Below are 19007 nucleotides of genomic sequence, written 5' to 3'. Positions count from 1 at the left end.
AGCACGACAGGTTCTGAGCTTGGTTTTTCTGTTTTTGTTGAGCATCGCCCTCCCTGCGCAGGCGGCCCCCAATCCCACTTATCAAGCTCGCGCCGAACAACTGCTTCGTCTTCTCACATCGCCCGGTGACGAGGCCAATTATTTCTCCTCCCTCTTCCTTGATGCTGTCCCTGTGGATCGCTGGCGCGCCGTTGCCGCCGACCTGCGCGCGCAGCATGGCAAACCGCTCGCACTGGGGGCCGTGCGGCAGGATAGCGCCACTGCCGGGCAGGTCGAAATCCGTTACGAACGGGCGACTGTCGGCTTTACGCTGGTCGTCGCGCCACAGCCGCCGGGCCGCGTAGTGGGCCTACGCATCGTCGGCGCGCGAACGGCCAATGACAGCATGGCCAAGGTCATGGCGGATATCGCCGCCCTCCCCGGCGCGACCAGTTTCGCGGTTGCGACATTGGGCAACAGCCCGCCCCAACTGCAAGAAGCGCACCGCGCCGATACCGCGATGGCCATCGGCTCCAGCTTCAAGCTGACCATCCTTGCGGAACTGGCGCGCGCCGTAGGCGCTGGCGAACGGCGATGGAGCGACGTCATTCCGCTCGGCCCGAAGAGCTTTTCGGGTCGCCTGCTGCACTGGCCAGACCGCGCGCCGATGACGCTGCACAGCCTCGCCACCGCGATGATCGCCGAAAGCGACAACAGCGCGACCGATACACTGTTGCTGGCGCTGGGTCGCGACAAGGTGGATGCCATGCTTACGACAACAGGGCACGCGAACCCGGATCAGGCGTTGCCCCTGCTCACCACCGCCGAAGCCTTTGCGCTCAAAATGCCCGCCAATGCCGATCTCCAAGGACGCTATGCTGTGGCATCGCCCGACGCACGCCGGGAGCTACTGCGCGAAGCCGCGTCCCGCCTGACCGCAGACAAGGTGGATGTCGGCAGCGTAGCCGAAACCCCGACCGCGATCGGAGATATTGAATGGTTCGCCAGTGCGACCGACATGATCGCGCAACTCGACTGGTTGCGCATCCATGGCGGCGACGCATTGCCGATCATGGCGATTGAACCCGGCGTCGCCCCTGCCGATGCGCGGCGCTGGGCCTATCTTGGCTATAAGGGGGGTAGCGAACCCGGCGTGATGGCCATGAACTTTCTTGCACGACGTAAGGACGGACAATGGCGCGCCCTGAGTGCGAGCTGGAACAATCCCGCCGCCCGCCTGGACGAACCGCGCTTCGTCGCGCTGACGACGCGCGCACTCAACCTGCTGGCCGAATAAGCGTTGGCCTGTGATTAGGCCAGCAGCGCTTCAACCAGCGCCTTGACCTTCTTTTGCCGCCATTGCGGCAAGGGCGCGATCAGCCAGTAGCTGAGCAAACTCGGCATCGCCTCCCCGACCTGCCGCACCCGGCCTGCCGCCAGATCGGCCTGTACCAGGAGCAACGGCACACGCGCCCGGCCAAAGCCATTGGCCGCCGCCTCGATCGCCAGCCCGCCATCGGCCACCCGGATGATCGCGGGCTTGTCCCCCGCCGGGCAGCCGGGCCAGTCGATCCGCTGTTCCGGCCCGCCCTGCGCGGCTTCCACCGTGACGAAGGCCGCCTCGCCCAGCTTGACCCCCTCATGCTCGCCTGCCGCGTCAATAAGACGCAGTGCGAGGTCGAGATTGGCTTCGGTAAAGTCCAGCGCCTCGTCCGCTGCGATCAATTGGAACGTCAAGTCGGGCTGGTGCGCGGCATAGGCAGCCAGGCGCGGCTGGAGCCATTTGGCGGTGATGTCGCGCGGCGCGGCGATGGTCAGCGCGCTGCTGGCCTGGCCTGCCTGCATCGCCCGCACGGCATCTTCAAACTCCAGGAAACCGGCGCGTAGGGCATCCAGCCCCGCTTCGGTTTCGGGCGTCAGTTCCAGCCCCTTGGGCGTGCGGCGGAACAGCACCACGCCCAGCAAATCTTCCAGCGCCCGAATCTGCTGACCAACCGCCGCTGGCGTTACCGCCAGTTCGTCGGCCGCGCGCGTGAACGATAAATGCCGTGCCGCCGCATCCAGCACGCGCAGGCCGTTGAGCGGCAAATGCGTCCGCTTCATTCGGCCACCGCAGGCGCAATCAGCGCGAAATGAGGGATGGCGACCTCGAACGTCTCGCCGCTGAGGCCGATCATGCGGTAGCTGCCCTTCATCGATCCGGTCGGGGTATTGAGCGGACAGCCGGACACATAATCATAGCTTTTGCCCGGCTGGACCACCGGCTGTTCGCCGACCACGCCGTCGCCATCGACCCGATGCTGGGCACCGCGCCCGTCGGTGATGACCCAATGACGGGTGAGCAACTGGACCGGCTGTGTCCCCTGATTTTCGATGCGGATATGATAGGCCCAGAACCAGCGGCCCCGGTCCGGCTCCGATTGTTCGGGCAAGAAGGAGACGGCGACATGGACGATGACGTCCTGCGTCTTGGCGTGGAAGGGGAAAAGTGCGTTCACGGTCTTACGAATGCGCCCTTACCCCCTTGCCCGTCAACGCCCGATCGTCCGCAATGCCTGATCCAGATCGGCGATCACATCGTCCGCATCCTCCAGCCCGACATTGAGCCGTAGCATGTCTTCGGTGATTCCGACTTCCAGTCGCGCGGCCTCCGCCATGCCAAAATGCGTGGTCGAAGCCGGATGCGTCATCAGCGATCGCGAATCGCCGATATTGTTGCTGATATCGACCAGTTGCAGCCCGTTGAGCAGCCCATGCGCTTCCGCCCGACCACCGCCGACATAGAGCGAGAAGATCGGCCCGGCCATCTCCATCTGGCGCATCGCCAGCGCATGTTGCGGGTGGCTCTCCAGCCCCGGATACAGCACTTTGGCGACACGGCTTTCCAGAAATTTGGCGACCTTGAGCGCATTTTCGCTCTGCCGCCTGATCCGAAGGTCCAGCGTCTCCAGCCCCTTGAGCACGACCCAGGCGTTGAAAGCGCTGAGCGTCGGCCCGGTGTTGCGATGGAAGGGCAGCAGCGTAGTGGTGATCCATTCCCGCGTGCCACAGATCGCGCCGGCCAGCACCCGGCCCTGCCCGTCCATCATCTTGGTCGCGCTATAGGCCACGACGTCGGCACCAAATTCCATCGGCCGCTGGAGCGCAGGGGTGGCGAAGGCATTGTCGACGACGCTGGTGATGCCATGCGCCTTGGCAATGGCGCAGATCGCCGCCATGTCGGCGACGTCCATCGTCGGATTGGCGGGAGTTTCGAAGAAGAAGACCTTGGTATTGGGCCGGATCGCGGCTTCCCATGCCGCATTGTCGGTGGCATCCACCGTGGTCGTTTCGATCCCGAATTTGGGCAGCAGCGTGTCGGTCAGCCAGCGGCAGGAGCCGAACAATGCCTTGCCTGCGACGACATGGTCGCCCGCCGACAATTGGCACAGCAAGGCGGCCGTCATCGCCGCCATCCCGGTCGCAGTAGCGCGGCAGGCCTCGGCCCCTTCCAGCAGTGCGATACGCTGTTCCAGCATCTCGACCGTGGGGTTCTGCAGGCGGCTATAGGTCATGCCCTGCTGCTCACCGGCAAAGCGCGCCGCGGCATCCTCCGCCCGGTCATAGCAATAGCCGCTGCTCAGGAAGAGCGCTTCGGACGTTTCGCCATATTCGGTGCGCGCCGTGCCGCCCCGCACCGCGATCGTCGCGGGCTTCCAATGCTTGGTGATTTCTGGGTCTTGCCCGCTTTTCCGCTTCATCGTCTGTTCCTCAGTCCAGCGCCGCCAGCACCGCGTCACCCATTTCCACCGTATTCATCGTGCCGCCCAGATCGGGGCTGCGCGCGCCGTTTGCCAAAGCCTTGGCGACGGCCCGTTCGATCCGGTCGGCCTGATCGGCCATGCCCAGCGAATAGCGCAGCAGCATCGCCGCCGACAGCACCGTCGCGAGCGGATTGGCCTTGCCGGTGCCCGCAATGTCGGGGGCGGAGCCGTGGATGGGTTCATACAGCCCTTGCCCGCTGCCGTTGAGCGTCGCCGATGCGAGCATCCCGATCGATCCCACGCACATGCTCGCCTGATCCGACAAGATATCGCCGAACAGGTTGCCGGTGACGATCACGTCGAACTGGCCGGGGTTGCGGACGAGCTGCATCGCGGCGTTATCGACATACATATGGCTGAGGGCGACGTCGGGATAGTCGGCCGACACTTCGATCACCACGTCGCGCCATAGCTGGCTGGTTTCCAGCACATTGGCCTTGTCCACCGAACAGAGCTTGCCGCGCCGGGCGCGGGCGGCCTGGAAACCGGCATGGGCGATGCGGCGCACCTCGCCCTCATTATAGGACATGACGTCATAGCCTTCGCGCTGGCCATCGGCGGTGGTGCGGAACCCCTTTTCGCCGAAATAGACGTCGCCATTGGTCTCGCGCACGATCAGCAGGTCGATCGCGCCGGCGACTTCGGGCTTGAGTGCGGATTCGCCGGCCAGTTCGGGGAAAACCTTGGCTGGGCGGAGGTTAGAGAACAGGCCGAGTTCCTTGCGCAAACCCAGGATCGCCTGTTCCGGGCGCAAATGGCGTTCGAGCGCGTCGCAATCGGGATCGCCGACGGCACCAAAGAGGATGGCGTCGGCCCGTTTGGCGATCTCCAGCGTTTCAGGCGGCAGGGGGTGACCGACCGCCTTGTAAGCAGCGCCGCCGACCAGCCCGTGCTCATAGGTCAGCCCGTCGATCGCCAGCGCATCCAGCACCCGCTTCGCCTGATCGACGATTTCGGGACCGATGCCATCTCCGGGAAACAGGGCGATCAACATGGGCAGCTCCTTACCAAATAGGTCGCTTGCCCCTTATGGAAGCAGGGACAGTCAGGCAACCGCCCTTTTCAGGCGATCGACCAGCCTTTCGCGCGCGGCCAATATATCGATGCGCCGATCGGTCAGGACCGAACGCTCCAGGAAGAAGCCGGTCAGGGCAAAGCCATCCATGATGTCTGTCCATTCGCCCGTTCCGCCCGCCAGCAGGAACGGCGGCAACGGCAGGAGCAGATGTTCATAACCGACCGCGCCCGCACGGCTGACCGCAGCGGCGCTGCGCGGGCTGACATAGGCGAGATCGTCGGCATCGCCCAAAGCGGCGCAGCGGCTGAGGTCGAGGCCGAAGCCCAGTTCCGCCAGCAGTAGCAATTCGTAGCGCACCAGCGCGACGGCCCAGCCGCGTGCCGCCGGTGCCGCCTCAATGGCACCCAGCACGCCGTCAAGCGCGCGATATAGCGCAGGATGTGGCGTGCCTTCGGACAGGGCAGCGGCGGTGAGCGCGCAGCTCCAGTCGATCGCGGCGGCGGGTAGAGGTTCAGCGTGAAGGGGCGCGCGGCTATGCGCCATTTCGACCGTCAGCCCGGCGAGTTGATCCTCGGTCCGGGCGCGGAATGTCGCCATGACACTATTGCCCGGCAAGAGCACGGGCCGCATCAGGCGGGATCGTCCACCGCGCACATAGCCTGCAACCAGACCATGGTCAGGCGTCAGCAGGCGGGCGATGGCCCCATGTTCGCCATGGGGGCGCAAGGCGCAGACGAGAGCGGGGGTGACAAGCGTTGGCACCAATCGGCCTTAGCTACGCATCCGCCCGCTATCCTGTCGGCTTACTTGGTCGAATATTGGCCCGGTTCGGCCTTGAAATTATCACGCGCATAGGCGCGGGCAGCCGAGGCCGACTTGAAAATCTCGTCCTGCATCGTCGCGGTGACGATCGGATAGCCCTGCGAATTGAAGCGGGTGTCGCGGACGGTCAGGCGGAATGCGCCTTCTTCATTCTTGCTGATCAAAAATGGTTTGAGGGTTTCCCTGCTCATAATGTGCCTTTCAGTAGAGAGTAACGATAAAGCGCCGGACGGTGCGATCGGCACCGTCCGGCTGACTGTCAGTCGACCATGTCGGCCACGATTTTCTTCAATTCGCGGTTGCTCAACAGGCCGGTCAACGGCGATGCGACGCGGTGGGTCGGCGAAAGGCGATCAAGCCCATGAGCAAGCGAAGAACGGGTAGAGGAAGGAAAAATAATAGTCATCGAATCCTGGACGGCCTTTGCCGCCATAAAATGAACATGCGGCGTGCAATAACGAACGCATGGCTAGAGTGTCGCCGGAGCGACCCATGAACTGAAGAGAAGCGAAGGCTTCGAGACAGGCCTCGTCCACGCACATTGAGGGCCGGAGGAGGAAACATAGATCGTCATCAAAGGACGTCAGCCCAGTGCATGTAGCATAATGTACGAGAATTGCAACTAGCTGGCCTTCGCCGCCTCAGCCATGGAAATAGTCATAGACCTGCTGCGCTACCGCCGTGGACACGCCAGGTGCGCGCGCCAAGTCTTCCAGCGCGGCATCGCGAACAGCGCGGGCGGTGCCGAAATGCATCAGCAACGCCTTCTTGCGGGCCGGGCCGATGCCCGGCACCTCGTCCAGCGAACTGACGGTGATCGCCTTGCTCCGCTTGGCGCGATGCGCGCCAATGGCGAAGCGGTGGGCTTCGTCGCGCAGCCGTTGCAGATAGAAGAGGACGGGATGGTTGATCGGGAAGGTGACTTCGCGACCGTCCATCAGGTGGAAGACTTCGCGGCCGTCGCGGCCATGATGCGGCCCTTTGGCCACGCCGATCATGGTAACGTCCTCAATGCCCATTTCCTCCAGCATCGTGCGCGCCGCCGATAGCTGGCCCTTGCCGCCGTCGATCAGGACAAGGTCGGGCCATTCGCCGCTGTCGCGATCCGGGTCTTCCCGTTGCGCTCGACCAAAGCGCCGTTCGAACATATCGCGCATCATCGCGAAATCATCGTTCGAGATGACGGGGTCTTTCATGTTGAACTTGCGATAGGCATTTTTGCGGAAGCCTTCCGGCCCCGCGACGACCATCGCGCCCAGCGCATGGGCGCCCTGAATGTGGCTGTTATCGTAGATTTCGATACGGTCGGGTATGCCCTCCAAGCCGAAGGCTTCGACCATGTCGTCCAGCACTTTGCCCTGGCTGGTGGTTTCCGCAAGGCGACGGTCGAGCGCTTCGACCGCGTTACGCTGCGCCTGTTTGATCAGGCGGGTGCGGTCGCCGCGCTGGGGGACTTCGATGCGGACCTTGCTGCCGATCCGTTCGGTCAGGGCCTGGGCGATCAGATCGCATTCGGCGGGCGCGCGGTCGGTCAGCACCAGCTTGGGTGGAGGCACTTCCTCGTAAAATTGCGCCATGAAACTGGCCATCACTTCATCTTCGGCGACTTCGGCGGTGTGGACCGGGAAGAAGCTGCGATGCCCCCAATTCTGGCCGCCGCGAATGAAGAAGGCCTGGATACACATCGCCCCGCCCTTCGCCGCCAGCGCGAAAATGTCCGCATCGCCCAGCCCTTCGGCATTGATCGCCTGGCTTCCCTGAATGAAGGTCAGGGCCTTCAGCCGGTCGCGAATGACGGCGGCCTGTTCGAAGTCCATCGCATCGGACGCCGCCTGCATCGCGGTGCCGAGCTTCTTCTGGACGGCGGTCGACTTGCCACCCAGGAAATCCTGCGCGTCGCGCACCAGTTCGGCATAGCCTTCCGGGTCGATCCGATCGACACAGGGGGCCGAGCAGCGCTTGATTTGATAGAGCAGACAGGGTCGCGATCGATTGGCGAAGAAACTGTCGGTGCAAGAGCGGAGCAGGAACAGTTTTTGCAGCGCGTTGATCGTTCGCGTGACCGAGCCGGCGCTGGCGAAGGGGCCATAATAGCGGCCCTGTGCCTTACGCGCGCCGCGATGTTTCTGGACGCGCGGAAACGCATGATCTTCCCGCAGCAGGATGAAGGGGAAGCTTTTATCGTCGCGCAGCAGGACATTATAGGGCGGGCGGTAGCGCTTGATCAGTTGCGCTTCCAGCAGCAAGGCTTCCGCTTCGCTGTTGGTGGTGACGATGGTCATCGAGCGGGTCTGCGCGACCATCCGCTGGAGCCGCCGGGGCAGCCGGTCGACCTGGGTATAGTTGGCGACGCGATTCTTGAGCGCGCGGGCCTTGCCGATATAGAGCACATCGCCGCGTGTATCGTGCATCCGATAGACGCCGGGCCGGGTCGGCAGCGTCTTGAGCGTGGTGCGGATCGCCTCGACGCCCTGATCGAGATCGGGCGCGCCGGACCCACGCACCGTATAGCTCGCCTTGTCTTCGTTGAAACGGTCGGGAGATTGGGGTTGCGACATGGGGATGAAATAGCGGTGGTGGCGAATATGACAATGGGCGCGCTTCGACCTGTTTCGCGATCGGCGAGCAAATCATCGGTCAAGATGGTCTGCTGGGCCTAACCCCGGCCGCCCATCGTTCCTACATATGCATCGCCATCATCCCTCTATCCCGTGGGATTGTTGCATGCTCTCTTCATTGAAGGATATTCCCCCATGGCTCTCCTTGCCTATGGCGCCCCTGCTGGCGACAAACCCCTAGAACCCATGACGATTGAACGGCGCGCGGTAGGTCCGCGCGATGTGCAAATCGACATCGCCTATTGTGGCGTCTGCCATTCCGACCTGCATCAGGTTCGCGCCGAATGGGGCGGCACGCTTTACCCATGTGTTCCGGGTCACGAAATCGTCGGCCATGTCCGGGCGGTCGGGGCAGAGGTGTCCCGCTTCAAGGTGGGCGATGTCGTGGGCGTGGGCTGTCTGGTCGATAGCTGCCGCACATGCGCCAGCTGCGAAGAAGATCTGGAAAATTATTGCGAAAAGGGGTGGACCGGCACCTATAATGGCAAGACCGACGACGCGCCCGGCCATACGCTGGGCGGCTATTCGCAGCAGATCGTCGTCAATGACCATTTCGTGCTGAAGATCAGTCACCCCGTCGATCAGCTTGCCGCCGTCGCGCCACTGCTCTGTGCCGGCATCACCACCTATTCGCCGCTGCGCCACTGGAATACCGGACCGGGCAAGAAGGTTGGCATCGTCGGCATCGGTGGCCTGGGCCACATGGGGGTCAAGCTCGCCCATGCGATGGGCGCGCATACCGTCGCCTTCACCACATCCGAATCCAAGCGGCAGGATGCGCTGGACCTGGGCGCAGACGAAGTCGTCGTCTCGCGCAATCCCGACGAGATGGCCGCGCATGTCGGCAGTTTCGACCTGATCGTCAATGCGGTTGCCGCGAGCCATGAGCTGGATGCCTTCACGGCGCTGCTAAAGCGCGACGGCACGATGTGCATGCTGGGTGTCCCTGAGCATCCCCACCCGTCACCCAATATCGGCGCGCTCATATTTGGCCGCAAGGCCATTGCCGGGTCGCTGATCGGCGGCCTCGCCGAAACGCAGGAAATGCTCGATTTCTGCGCGGAGAAGGGCATCGTCGCGGATATCGAGATGATCCGCATTCAGGACATCGAAAACGCCTATGACCGGATGCAGAAAAGCGACGTCAAATATCGCTTCGTGATCGACAACGCGACATTGGCAGCCTGGTATAAGAAAAAGACCGGCACAGATGTCTGTGCCGGTCTTTTTATCTAATCCAGATGGACGGACTTAGTTGATCGTGCCGAGCCCCGTGATTGCGCGGTCGACCAGCGCCTTGTCCGCCTGCGCATCATGACCCTGTGCGATCAGAACCGCTGCGGCCGTGGTGGCGGCATTCACGGCCTTTGCACGAATGGCGACGATGGCGGCGCGTTCGGCGGCGCCGATCTTGTCCTCGGCCATCTTCTGGCGGCGGACGATCAGCGCATCGGCGTTCAGCTTGGCATCGGCGATCAGGCCTTCGGCTTCATGCTCGGCCGCCGTGCGCATGGCGTCGGCTTCACCGGCCGCAGCGGCCAGCTTGGCTTCATATTCGCCCTTGAGCGCTTCGGCTTCGGCCCGCAGGCGGGTCGCTTCGGCCAGTTGTTCCTTGATCTGCGCGATCCGGCCGTCCAGCACGCTGCCGATCAGGGCAGGCACCTTCTTGAACAGCAGGATGGCGATGAACGCCGCCATGGCGAGGCTAACCCACGCGGTGGCATCCATGCCGACCGCTTCCGGATCGGTGTGGGGGACCACGCCTTCATGCGCTACGGTGCCGACCGGCTCCATGCCTTCGGCATGGATCGCCTCGTCGAGCGTGGGGGGCGTGCCCCCTTGATGCTGTGCTGCTGCCTCAGCCATGGGCCAGTGCCGCCTTTACTGCGTTGCGGGCTGCATCGTCCGACGCTTCCACGCCGGAAATGCGAGCCACCATGTCGCGCGCTGCTTCGGCGGCGACGGTTTCGATTTCTGCCAAGGCTGCGGTGGAGGCAGCCTGGATGCGGGCTTCGGCAGCCGCGATCTTCGTGGCAACCTCCGCATCGGCGGCGGCAAGTTTGATTTCGGAAGCCTTGGCGGCTTCGCTCTTCGCCTTGGCCAGCATCGCCTGCGCGGCGGTGCGGCTTTCCGCGTCACGGACACGATAGTCCGCTTCGGCTTCGTCGGCACGGGCAAAGGCAGCCTTTGCCGCGTCCAGATCACCACTGATCTTCGCGTCGCGCGCGTCTGCCGTCCCCTGCACCTTGGGCACCATGCCGAGGCCGATGACGAAGAACACGAAGCCGAAGGTCAGCAGCAGCCAGAAAATCTGGCTGGAGTAGGTTTCGGCAATTTGCGCGATTTGAGGCATTTTTTCCGTCCGATCAGGGCGCGGTCAATAGTGCGGGACGAGCGTGGTGGCGTGGAGGCCGCCCTGCCCGTCCCGTAAGGCGTGTCAGGCCACGAACACCAGGATCATGGCGATAACGAACGCCAGCAGACCCAGAAGTTCCGCCGCGGCGAAACCGATGAACAGACGACCCTGCTGGCCATCAGCGGCACCCGGATTGCGCAGCGCGCCTTCGAGGAACGCGCTGAACACGTTGCCCACACCGAGGGCAGCGATGCCCGCACCGATGGCGGCCAGGCCAGCACCGAGCAGCTTTGCGGCTTCTGCGTCCATGTCGTAAACTCCTTCGTTAGAATATAGTGATTGTTGACGAAACTAGATGAAACTCAGTGCAGGTTCTCGGCATCATTGAGATAGACCGAGGTCAGCAGCGCGAACACATAAGCCTGGATGACCGCGACCAGCATTTCCAGCGCGCTGATGCCGATCATCAGGATGAAGCTGGCCGTGCCGACCGTCAGGCCCAGAGCGGGCGATGCGTTTGCGCTGTTGATGACGAACCCGGCAAGCACCTTCAACAGGACGTGGCCAGCGGTCATCGCGACGAACAGTCGCAGGCCCAGGCTGAACGGACGCACCATGAAGGAGACGAGTTCGATAAGGAAGAGTGGCGCCACCATCAGCGCGGGCGTGCCGTGCGGGATGAAGAGCGAGAAGAAGTGGAAGCCGTGCTTGGCGAAGCCGACGATCAGGACGATCGAGAAGCTCATGATCGCCAATACGCCGGTGGCGGTGAAATGGCTGGTGAAGGTGAAGGGGTGAAGCCCGACCAGACCCAGCGGCAACAGACCCAGAAGGTTTGCCAGCAGGATGAACATGAACAGCGAGAAGACGTAAGGGATATACTTCTTGCCGCCCTCGCCCACGTTCGCGATCAGCAGATTCTTGATGAAGCCGGTCATATATTCGACCGCCATCTGCCAGCGACCCGGCACCAATTCGCGCTTCATGCCGCCGATCACGAAGATCCACAGCACAATGGCGGCCAGCACCATATAGAGCGCGCTGTTGGTGAAGGCGATGTTGAAACCGCCGAGCGACAGCTGATCCGTACCGAACAAGGGTTCGATCGCAAACTGGTGCATCGGATCGATTTTGCCGGATTCTGCCACGCTGGACCCCTGTAACGTCTTTACCGTCGGACTAAGAAGAAAGCGTCCCTTATTGCGGGGGACGCTTTATCGTCGTCAATCTGATGATGTTCCTGAACGCCGCCACGATCCCAAGACCGAGGAAGACGAGCAGGAGCCATGGGGATGTGCCGAACAGCCGGTCTAAGACCCAGCCGATCAACGCACCGCCGACAAGACCGCCGATCAGTTCCGCAAGAACCCTGTTGCCGAGGCGAGACCCATCGTCCGCCGCTTGCTCAGTAGCCCCCTGCCTGACCTTTTCGACAGATTCGGCCCGTGCGATCCGCTCCTCCAACGAAGCGATCCGCGCGTCTTCCCCTGCCGGGTCCTGTCCGGGTGTCTCCGCAACCATGTTCGTCCTCCACCGGGGGTTGACCCCTTATGGCAGGCGGCATGGCGCTTGCGGCTGCACCCGTCAAGGCGCGGCCCGTTTAGAAAGGGGATGGCGGATAGTCAACCATGGTTCGGGCAGAGAATGAAGCCCTGGACGAAGGAAGGAGAAAAGTCCGCCAGAGCGGGATTTTCAGCCCGCCGTCGCGCAATAGGAAGGCAGCGCGATCGCGCCTGCGCCCTTGGTCTGCCATGCGCCCGCGCCGATGCGATAGGCCTGGCCGGTCTTGACCCGGCTGCTGAGCGTCTGGCAGCCCGTGGCGGCGGCGACATCCTGCACCGTGACACCGCGCTGGCTGGCCAACTGGGTGTAAGCGGCGCGGCGCTTGATGTTGATCGATTCGACTTCGGCGCGCACATCAGCACTGACGGACCCGGCAATGCCGAGATAGCCATCGGCCTGCTCGCCCACGGTTCCGGCCGCCATGGCCGACGCGACAGCACCCGTTTGCGCGCGGGCGGGCGCCGTCATGGCGAAGCCCGTGGCCAGCGCAACGGCAGCGCCTGCGGCGATTATGAGCATCTTGCGTGTCATTGCGGGAACAACTCCGGGTTATTCTGGATCAGATCCTGGGCATCGCGTTGCAGGCGCACCACGACTTCCTGCTGCACCTTGACGTTCAGATTGATCTCGATCGGCTTGTCGGGGGCCTTCACCTGAATGCAGCCCCCCAGCGCCGATGCGGCCAATCCGGCCATGATGATTGCGTGTTTCTTCATTTCGGCTCCCCGTTTGCCATCTTGTCGCTGTCCACAGGCTGAACCGCAAGCCCTTCCACTGACAACGCCCGCATCTTTTCCTGAGCCTGCTTGCCGATCTCGTCGCGGATCGTCTGGGTCGGGTCGATGACGGACTGCGCCGTACTCATCAGCCCGCGGAATGGCGCGGAGATGCGGACGTTGAAGAGGAAAGGCAGGCCGACGAAATTGCGCGCCAGGCCTGCGGGGGCGCCGCCGAGTTGGCCGCGATTGACGCCGTTAAACACGACATTCGTGACCATTTCTCCATCGAGCGCGCCATCCATCAGGATTGTCAGACATTTATATTGGAGATTCTTGAGCGCGTCGAAGGCGATGCGGCCCATCACGCCTAATTGCTCGTTCGATACCGGGCCGACATAGGAGAGGACGCCGGACTGTCGCGCGGGATCGCAGGGAATGGAGGGCAGCACGCCTTCGGGCATGAGCAGCGGCGCCATCCCCTCCTGCCGCGCGACCAGCACGCCCCCCGCGACACGACCGCCCTGGGCATTGAAGATCAGCGGCATGATGCCGTCGAACGTGCCGGTGGCGGAGACATTGTCCAGTTCCATCGCCTGGATGAACGCGCCCGCGTCGAGGCCGATGACGCGGAAGGTCATGTAGCGATCGACGTCGGCACTGAAATCCATGGTGGTGGGGAGCAGCACCAGTTCGCCGCCGGAGAAGGGCCAACCGCCGCCCTCGATCCGCACCTTCTGCCCCGCTTCCAGCCGATAGCGGACGATGCCGTCGCGCGCTTCGATACCCGGATTGACGGACTGGATTCGCGCCTCCTGACCGGGTGCGGAGACGAGATTGATGAGGTCGGTGAAGCGCAGTTCGCCGCTCAACCCCTCGACCGGACCGAAAGCAGCGGCGAGGCTGGCATTGTCGGTGCGGAAGGTGCCGGTGGAGGTCACATCGGCGCCGGTCCAGTCGATCCGGCCCTGCCCGTTCACCTTGGCCTTCACATTCGCGACCACGCCCAGCGCCAGCGGCGTTACGTCTTCGGGTTGAAGATCGGGACCGAAAGCCAGGTCGGGGACGGTCAGGTCGGCATGGCCTTTGCCAGTGGTCAGATTATGGACGATATCGGTGCGGGCGACCGTCGCGCCATTGCGTGTCGCGGTGAGCGTGCCGGTGGCGGTAATCCGGTTGTTCTGCATCGTGAGCGTGAAATCCGGCACGGCTAGCGGGATGAAGCGGGCGGGCACCTGCGAATCACGCACGGTCATGGCCGCGCGGAAGGCGAGCGCGCCATTGGTGAAGCGCCAGTCGCCATTGCCCTGCTCAATGATCAACGGGATGGTGCCGATGCGGCCGCCTGCGCCGCTGGCCTTGCCGCCAAAGCCCTTGGCTGTCATGCGGCCGTCCAGGTTGGCGGCCGTCAGATGGACCGGGGCATCCTGCGGGCCGATCGACAGGTCAGCATTGGCCAGGGTGAAGCCGGTCTGACCGAGCGCGACACGGGCATAGTCGGCGGTCAGCCGCATGGGGCTGTCGCCGCTGGTGCCGGAGAGGGCGAGTTTGCGGATGTCCGCACCGCCGCTGATGCCGCCCGCTCCCATGGCGAATAAAGCGCCGCCGTCGAGCGGGCAGAGCGTCTGGCGGGTCTGGCCGACGGCGAAACTGCCATAGCGGGCCTCGGTGACCGAGAAGGGAACGCAGCGCGGATTGATGCGCAGCGCGCCATTGGCGGCGAGTTGTCCCTCGATCGGCAGCGTCAGGCCGCGCAGATGGCCGTCGGGCAGCGGACCATCGAGCCGGAGCGAGGTGGCGAAGCGAGTCGTGCCATCGGACGCAGCGGTGAAACGGACGCGATCGAGCGCCAGGCGCGCATTGTCCGCCGCATAGGGATCAACAAACAGATCGCCGCCAAAGCCGCCGCCGGGTCGGCGCACCAGGCGCAGCGCGGCCTGGGGCAAGCCGCCGCCCCGCGTCGTGATCGCGCCGTCAAGCGCCCAATCAAGTGCTGCCCGCCCCTGCCCCGGCCAGCCCAGCGTCACCCGACCGTCGGGCGAGAGCGCCGCCTGCGCGCCACTGCGGGCGGCGAGGCGGCTGTTGGTGAGGACGAGGCTACCCTTGGCACTGCGCTGCACGAGCGCGAAATTCGTGCGGAGTTGGTTATTGTCCCCTGCCCGCGCCATGGCGTCGGCAAAGCGCACCGCCAGCGGGGCGACGGGGGTGCCCGCCGTCGATTCGCGGAAAGCGGCGAGCGATTCGCGCGACGCGAGGCGGATGTTCCGGCCCGACAAATCGCCCTGCATCGTCGCTTCATCGCTCTTGAACGTCCACGCACCGTTTAACGCGGCCTGCTCGATCAAACTACCGCCACCCGCCAGCGTGGCCGCGTTGATGCGGGCGCGGCCTTGCGATCCGGCCTTGCCGCCGTCGAAATCGATGCGGCCTGCGGGACTGGCGAGAACCAGGCCGTTGGACTTGAGCGCTTCGCCCGACAGGTCGACATGGCCGGTCCAGCGTTCGAACGCCTTGCCCAGCGTCAGGTCGATGACGGCGACGGGTTGCGCGATCGCGGTGGCGGCCTCGCGACAGGCGAAAGCCCCCGCGCGGATGGGGCCGGTCAGATGCGGCTGCCCTTGGCGCATGGCGATATCGAGCAGCGCGCTGCCATCGGTCATCGCGCAACCCGCCATGGTCCCGCGCGGCATGACGGCGGCGACCTTCCCGTCGAAACCGGATTGCAACCCGCCAGAGCCATCGATCCGCAGGCCCACCTGGCCCGCGTCGGTATCCAGCCGCAGCCGGGCGTCGGTGAGCGACAGGAGGATGTCGGGCAGGCTGAAGGGCGCGGTCGAATTGGGATCGCTGAACTTGTCCAACTCGCCGAGGTTCAGCACACCGTCCCTGAAACTGCCATGGAGGCGCACGCCCCCTGCTCGCACTGCGGCCACGGCCGGCGTCACCCCGGTAAAGGCGATATCGACTTCCACCCAGTCGGCGGTCAAATCGGGTTTGGCCGGGTCGCCCAGGACGATAGCCTCGATCCGCTGGGTGCGCAGGCCGACATCGGCCAGGTCGTAATTGGCCCGCACGCCGCGCCGGTTGAGTTCGCGGCTGACGAAATTTTCGGCGATCGGTGCGCGCTGCGTCCACAACCCGACCAGCACCAGCGCAAGCGTACCCGTGCCGACACCCAGCCAGCGCAGCCACCCCCGGCGAATCGCCTCTTCGCCGTCCTGTTCTTCCATGCTTATGGCCAACCCCGGCTTTCGTGCGACACTCTATGGTCCGTGACGGGACCAGAACGTCCGACCCGTCCTAAATATCCTTGCCCCGCGATTCCGCAACGCATAGCGTCATGGTCGGTAGCAAGGGGGCGAACTTGGCCGAGCAGGACGCAAAAGTCACGCATGACGGCGCAGGCCACCGGGCAAGGCTGCGCCAGAAGCTGGCGGAGACGGGCGGCGACGCGCTGCACGATCATGAACTGATCGAATATCTGCTGGCGTTGGCGATCCCCCGGCGCGACACCAAGCCGCTGGCCAAGGCGTTATTGCGCGAATTTGGCGGCATAGGCGGGCTGATGGCGGCGGACTGGCATGCGATTGCGCGGGTGCCGGGCATGGGCGACACCAGCGTTGCCGCGATCAAGATCGTGCAGGCGAGCGCGCTGCGGATGCTCCGCAACGAGGTCGCGGCGCGGCCGGTGCTGGCGAGTTGGCAGGCATTGCTCGACTATCTGCGCGCCGACATGGCGCATCTGGGGGTGGAACGCGTACGCGTGCTACATCTCAACACCCGCAACATGCTGATCCGCGACGAGAATATGGGCGATGGCTCAATCGATCAGGCGGCAATCTATGTCCGCGAGGTTATACGACGCGCCATCGACCTGGGGTCCGCGGCGCTGATCCTGGTCCACAACCACCCCAGCGGTTCGCCCGAACCCAGCCGCCAGGATATAGACGTGACGCGGCAGATCATCGAGGCGGGCAAGCGGCTGAATATCGCCGTGCATGACCATATCATCGTCGGCGCACAGGGGCATGTGAGCATGCGGGCTAAGGGGTTATTGTGAGGGGATGTGGCGGTTTTGGGTGGGGAGTGGATCGTCCGGTTTTGGCGATTTTTCATCGTTTTTCGGCCGTTCAATAACCGCCTATCGCCTGTTCCTCGATCAAGTGACCGCTGCGATTATCGTAACAAGCCAAGTAGGTGCCAGCAGGGTCATTGGAATACGGACGCAACTCAACGCATATTCGGTCAGACATTCGCATGACCAAAGGCAATCTGGACGCATTATTGATGGATTCCGTGCGGAATAGCTTTTGCGCATCGCTCATAGCTTTGCTCACGACGGATGCATCCCCCGGCTGGATAACAACAGAGTTTGCCAGTGGATAGAGCTTTGCAATTGTCAATCCAGCCGCGATGAGCAGCGCGATCAAAGCTAAGATCACGTAACGACTATATTTCTGCATCATGGATTTATGACCGCATGAACTAACTCCTGCAACTGGTCGGTTGCTTATGGCCGCATCAGTTGCCCCTACCGCTTGCGGGAGGGGGGACAAGGTTGGTTTATGGTTTGCCCGTGTCACGCTGAGCTTGCGCGTCGGCCGACAGGCGCAAAGCCCGTCGCTCCCCAAATTCAGGCGTCGAAGCCGAAGTTCAGGAATTCGGGAACCGGGCCGTTCCAGCCATCATCGGGACCGTCATCGGCCATCTCGTTGCGGCGGCCACGATTTGGCTGCGGCGCGCGCGGGGCGGCGGCGGGGCGGTCTCTTGGTTCTTCGCGGGGGCGTTCGGTGCGGGGTGGGCGGGCTTCGCGGATCGGTTCGGCGGCGGGCTCCGCCGTGACGGGCTGTTCTTCGCGGGGCGGCGCGGCTTCGCTGGGCGCTTCGACCTGCGGTTCCTTGGCACGGGCGGGCTTGCGGCCGCGTGGGGCGCGGCGCGGGGCTTCTTCTGTCGCTTCGCTTTTTGCCGGTTCAGCCGCAGCAATCGCTTCGGCCGCGCCGACGACTTCGATCTTGGTGCCGATCAGCTTCTGGATATTGTCGATCGCTTCGGCATCCGCTTCAGTGACGAAGGTGTAGGCGACGCCCGATGCACCCGCGCGGCCGGTGCGACCAATGCGATGGACATAATCGTCCGGGTGCCAGGGGGCGTCATAGTTGAACACATGGCTGACGCCCTTGATGTCCAGCCCGCGCGCCGCGACGTCCGACGCGACCAAGATATTGACGGTGCCGGCGCGGAAGCGTTCCAGTTCGGCGATACGCGATCCCTGGTCGATGTCGCCATGGATTTCGCCCGACTTGAAGCCGTCGCGTTGCAGGCTCTTGTTCAGATCCCGCACCGTGGTCTTGCGGTTGCAGAAGATAACCGCGCTGGTCACGTCGGCCTCCGCCAGCATCTTGGCGAGGACGGTCCGCTTCTTGCGCGCATCGACCTTCACCAACCGCTGGGTGATGTTGATCGAGGCGCTGGCGGGGCGCGCGACTTCGATCGACTTGGGGTTGGAGAGGAATTTGTCGGCCAGTTTCTTGATGACCGGCGGCATGGTCGCGGAAAAGAGCAAGGTCTGGCGCTGCGCGGGCAGCTTGGTGCAGATTTCCTCGATATCGGGAATGAAGCCCATGTCGAGCATCCGGTCGGCTTCGTCGATGACCAGCAGCGAACAGCCGTTGAGCATGATCTTGCCACGACCGAACAGGTCCATCAGACGACCCGGCGTTGCGATCAGCACGTCGACGCCCTTTTCGAGCGCCGCCAACTGGTCGCCCATCGACACGCCACCGATGAGCAGCGCCATCGAAAGCTTGTGATATTTGCCGTATTTCTCGAAATTTTCCGCCACCTGAGCGGCGAGTTCGCGGGTCGGCTCCAGGATCAGCGAGCGCGGCATCCGAGCGCGGCTGCGGCCATGGGCGAGAATGTCGATCATCGGCAGCACGAAGCTGGCCGTCTTGCCCGTTCCCGTCTGCGCAATGCCGATGATGTCGCGCATCATCAGGACGGAAGGAATTGCCTGCGCCTGAATGGGGGTGGGCGTGTCGTAACCGGATTCGGTTACGGCCCTGAGCAATTCGTCGGAAAGGCCGAGATCGGCAAAAGTCATTCAATGGTCCGGGAACAGGAGGTTGCCCC

The 19007-nt window shown here is 63.7% G+C and carries 21 protein-coding genes; 3 read left to right on the top strand and 18 right to left on the bottom strand.

The genetic code is table 11. The features are described 5' to 3' along the window. Nucleotides 1-19: 19 nt before the first annotated feature. Complete coding sequence (locus SxD43FB_RS16250) at nt 20-1276, top strand: serine hydrolase (protein ID WP_255245758.1); 1257 nt, start codon at nt 20-22, stop codon at nt 1274-1276. A 14-nt stretch (nt 1277-1290) separates the two neighbouring features. Here the strand turns inward: SxD43FB_RS16250 and SxD43FB_RS16245 are convergent, their stop codons facing one another. From SxD43FB_RS16245 to uvrC, 8 genes are all read right to left on the bottom strand, one after another. Further along, nucleotides 1291-2082, bottom strand: coding sequence for a LysR family transcriptional regulator (locus tag SxD43FB_RS16245; RefSeq protein ID WP_096063082.1), 792 nt, complete (start codon nt 2080-2082; stop codon nt 1291-1293). After that, on the bottom strand, nt 2079-2477 hold the full coding sequence (apaG, locus tag SxD43FB_RS16240) for a Co2+/Mg2+ efflux protein ApaG (RefSeq protein ID WP_096063081.1): 399 nt from the start codon (nt 2475-2477) through the stop codon (nt 2079-2081). The genes SxD43FB_RS16245 and apaG overlap by 4 nt, the downstream gene beginning before the upstream one ends. A gap of 33 nt (nt 2478-2510) precedes the next feature. After that, the gene (metZ, locus tag SxD43FB_RS16235) at nt 2511-3719 is read right to left on the bottom strand and encodes an O-succinylhomoserine sulfhydrylase (protein ID WP_096063114.1); all 1209 of its coding nucleotides are present in this window, start codon (nt 3717-3719) and stop codon (nt 2511-2513) included. Between the two features lie 10 nt (nt 3720-3729). Beyond that, nucleotides 3730-4776, bottom strand: coding sequence for a 3-isopropylmalate dehydrogenase (leuB, locus tag SxD43FB_RS16230; RefSeq protein WP_037475620.1), 1047 nt, complete (start codon nt 4774-4776; stop codon nt 3730-3732). A 51-nt stretch (nt 4777-4827) separates the two neighbouring features. Then, nucleotides 4828-5562 carry a DNA repair protein RecO gene (recO, locus tag SxD43FB_RS16225; RefSeq protein WP_096063113.1) on the bottom strand — a complete coding sequence of 245 codons (735 nt, stop codon included), beginning with the start codon at nt 5560-5562 and terminating at the stop codon, nt 4828-4830. 41 nt (nt 5563-5603) lie between these two features. Next, the gene (locus SxD43FB_RS16220) at nt 5604-5813 is read right to left on the bottom strand and encodes a hypothetical protein (RefSeq protein ID WP_037475622.1); all 210 of its coding nucleotides are present in this window, start codon (nt 5811-5813) and stop codon (nt 5604-5606) included. Between the two features lie 68 nt (nt 5814-5881). Beyond that, nucleotides 5882-6055: a hypothetical protein gene (locus tag SxD43FB_RS25305; RefSeq protein WP_156106190.1), complete on the bottom strand. Its 174-nt coding sequence runs from the start codon at nt 6053-6055 to the stop codon at nt 5882-5884. Nucleotides 6056-6263: 208 nt separating this feature from the next. Beyond that, complete coding sequence (gene uvrC, locus SxD43FB_RS16215; protein ID WP_096063080.1) at nt 6264-8180, bottom strand: excinuclease ABC subunit UvrC; 1917 nt, start codon at nt 8178-8180, stop codon at nt 6264-6266. Nucleotides 8181-8375: 195 nt separating this feature from the next. On the opposite strand from uvrC, the gene SxD43FB_RS16210 reads away from it, so the two are divergent. Further along, entirely contained in the window at nt 8376-9476 is a 1101-nt protein-coding gene (locus SxD43FB_RS16210; RefSeq protein WP_096063079.1) for an NAD(P)-dependent alcohol dehydrogenase, read from the top strand. Between the two features lie 15 nt (nt 9477-9491). On the opposite strand, the gene SxD43FB_RS16205 is transcribed toward SxD43FB_RS16210, so the two are convergent. From SxD43FB_RS16205 to SxD43FB_RS16170, 8 genes are all read right to left on the bottom strand, one after another. After that, nucleotides 9492-10106, bottom strand: a complete 615-nt coding sequence (locus SxD43FB_RS16205; protein ID WP_096063078.1) for a F0F1 ATP synthase subunit B — start codon at nt 10104-10106, stop codon at nt 9492-9494. Next, entirely contained in the window at nt 10099-10593 is a 495-nt protein-coding gene (locus tag SxD43FB_RS16200) for an ATPase (protein WP_069066327.1), read from the bottom strand. The genes SxD43FB_RS16205 and SxD43FB_RS16200 overlap by 8 nt, the downstream gene beginning before the upstream one ends. A gap of 84 nt (nt 10594-10677) precedes the next feature. Next, nucleotides 10678-10905 carry a F0F1 ATP synthase subunit C gene (locus SxD43FB_RS16195; protein ID WP_006961951.1) on the bottom strand — a complete coding sequence of 76 codons (228 nt, stop codon included), beginning with the start codon at nt 10903-10905 and terminating at the stop codon, nt 10678-10680. Nucleotides 10906-10958: 53 nt separating this feature from the next. Further along, the gene (locus SxD43FB_RS16190) at nt 10959-11744 is read right to left on the bottom strand and encodes a F0F1 ATP synthase subunit A (RefSeq protein ID WP_096063077.1); all 786 of its coding nucleotides are present in this window, start codon (nt 11742-11744) and stop codon (nt 10959-10961) included. A gap of 49 nt (nt 11745-11793) precedes the next feature. Continuing rightward, a complete protein-coding gene (locus SxD43FB_RS16185) occupies nt 11794-12117 on the bottom strand; it encodes an AtpZ/AtpI family protein (protein WP_037475633.1) in 324 nt (107 codons plus the stop codon). Nucleotides 12118-12288: 171 nt separating this feature from the next. Continuing rightward, nucleotides 12289-12690: a YdbL family protein gene (locus tag SxD43FB_RS16180; RefSeq protein ID WP_096063076.1), complete on the bottom strand. Its 402-nt coding sequence runs from the start codon at nt 12688-12690 to the stop codon at nt 12289-12291. Further along, the gene (locus SxD43FB_RS16175) at nt 12687-12875 is read right to left on the bottom strand and encodes a YnbE family lipoprotein (protein WP_096063075.1); all 189 of its coding nucleotides are present in this window, start codon (nt 12873-12875) and stop codon (nt 12687-12689) included. The genes SxD43FB_RS16180 and SxD43FB_RS16175 overlap by 4 nt, the downstream gene beginning before the upstream one ends. Further along, nucleotides 12872-16105 (bottom strand): YdbH domain-containing protein, encoded by a 3234-nt coding sequence (locus SxD43FB_RS16170; protein ID WP_096063074.1) that lies wholly within the window; start codon nt 16103-16105, stop codon nt 12872-12874. Before SxD43FB_RS16170 ends, SxD43FB_RS16175 begins: the two co-directional genes overlap by 4 nt. 134 nt (nt 16106-16239) lie before the next feature. On the opposite strand from SxD43FB_RS16170, the gene radC reads away from it, so the two are divergent. After that, complete coding sequence (radC, locus tag SxD43FB_RS16165; protein ID WP_096063112.1) at nt 16240-16935, top strand: DNA repair protein RadC; 696 nt, start codon at nt 16240-16242, stop codon at nt 16933-16935. Nucleotides 16936-17005: 70 nt separating this feature from the next. Here the strand turns inward: radC and SxD43FB_RS16160 are convergent, their stop codons facing one another. Continuing rightward, nucleotides 17006-17341: a hypothetical protein gene (locus SxD43FB_RS16160; RefSeq protein ID WP_096063073.1), complete on the bottom strand. Its 336-nt coding sequence runs from the start codon at nt 17339-17341 to the stop codon at nt 17006-17008. Nucleotides 17342-17508: 167 nt separating this feature from the next. Beyond that, nucleotides 17509-18978 (bottom strand): DEAD/DEAH box helicase, encoded by a 1470-nt coding sequence (locus SxD43FB_RS16155; protein ID WP_096063072.1) that lies wholly within the window; start codon nt 18976-18978, stop codon nt 17509-17511. Nucleotides 18979-19007: the final 29 nt, after the last annotated feature.

Source organism: Sphingobium sp. D43FB, from assembly GCF_002312805.1.
In the GTDB taxonomy this organism is placed as follows: Bacteria; Pseudomonadota; Alphaproteobacteria; order Sphingomonadales; family Sphingomonadaceae; genus Sphingobium.
The sequence above is the reverse complement of the archived record's forward strand: the minus strand, read 5'-3'. Positions and strand labels throughout refer to the sequence as shown.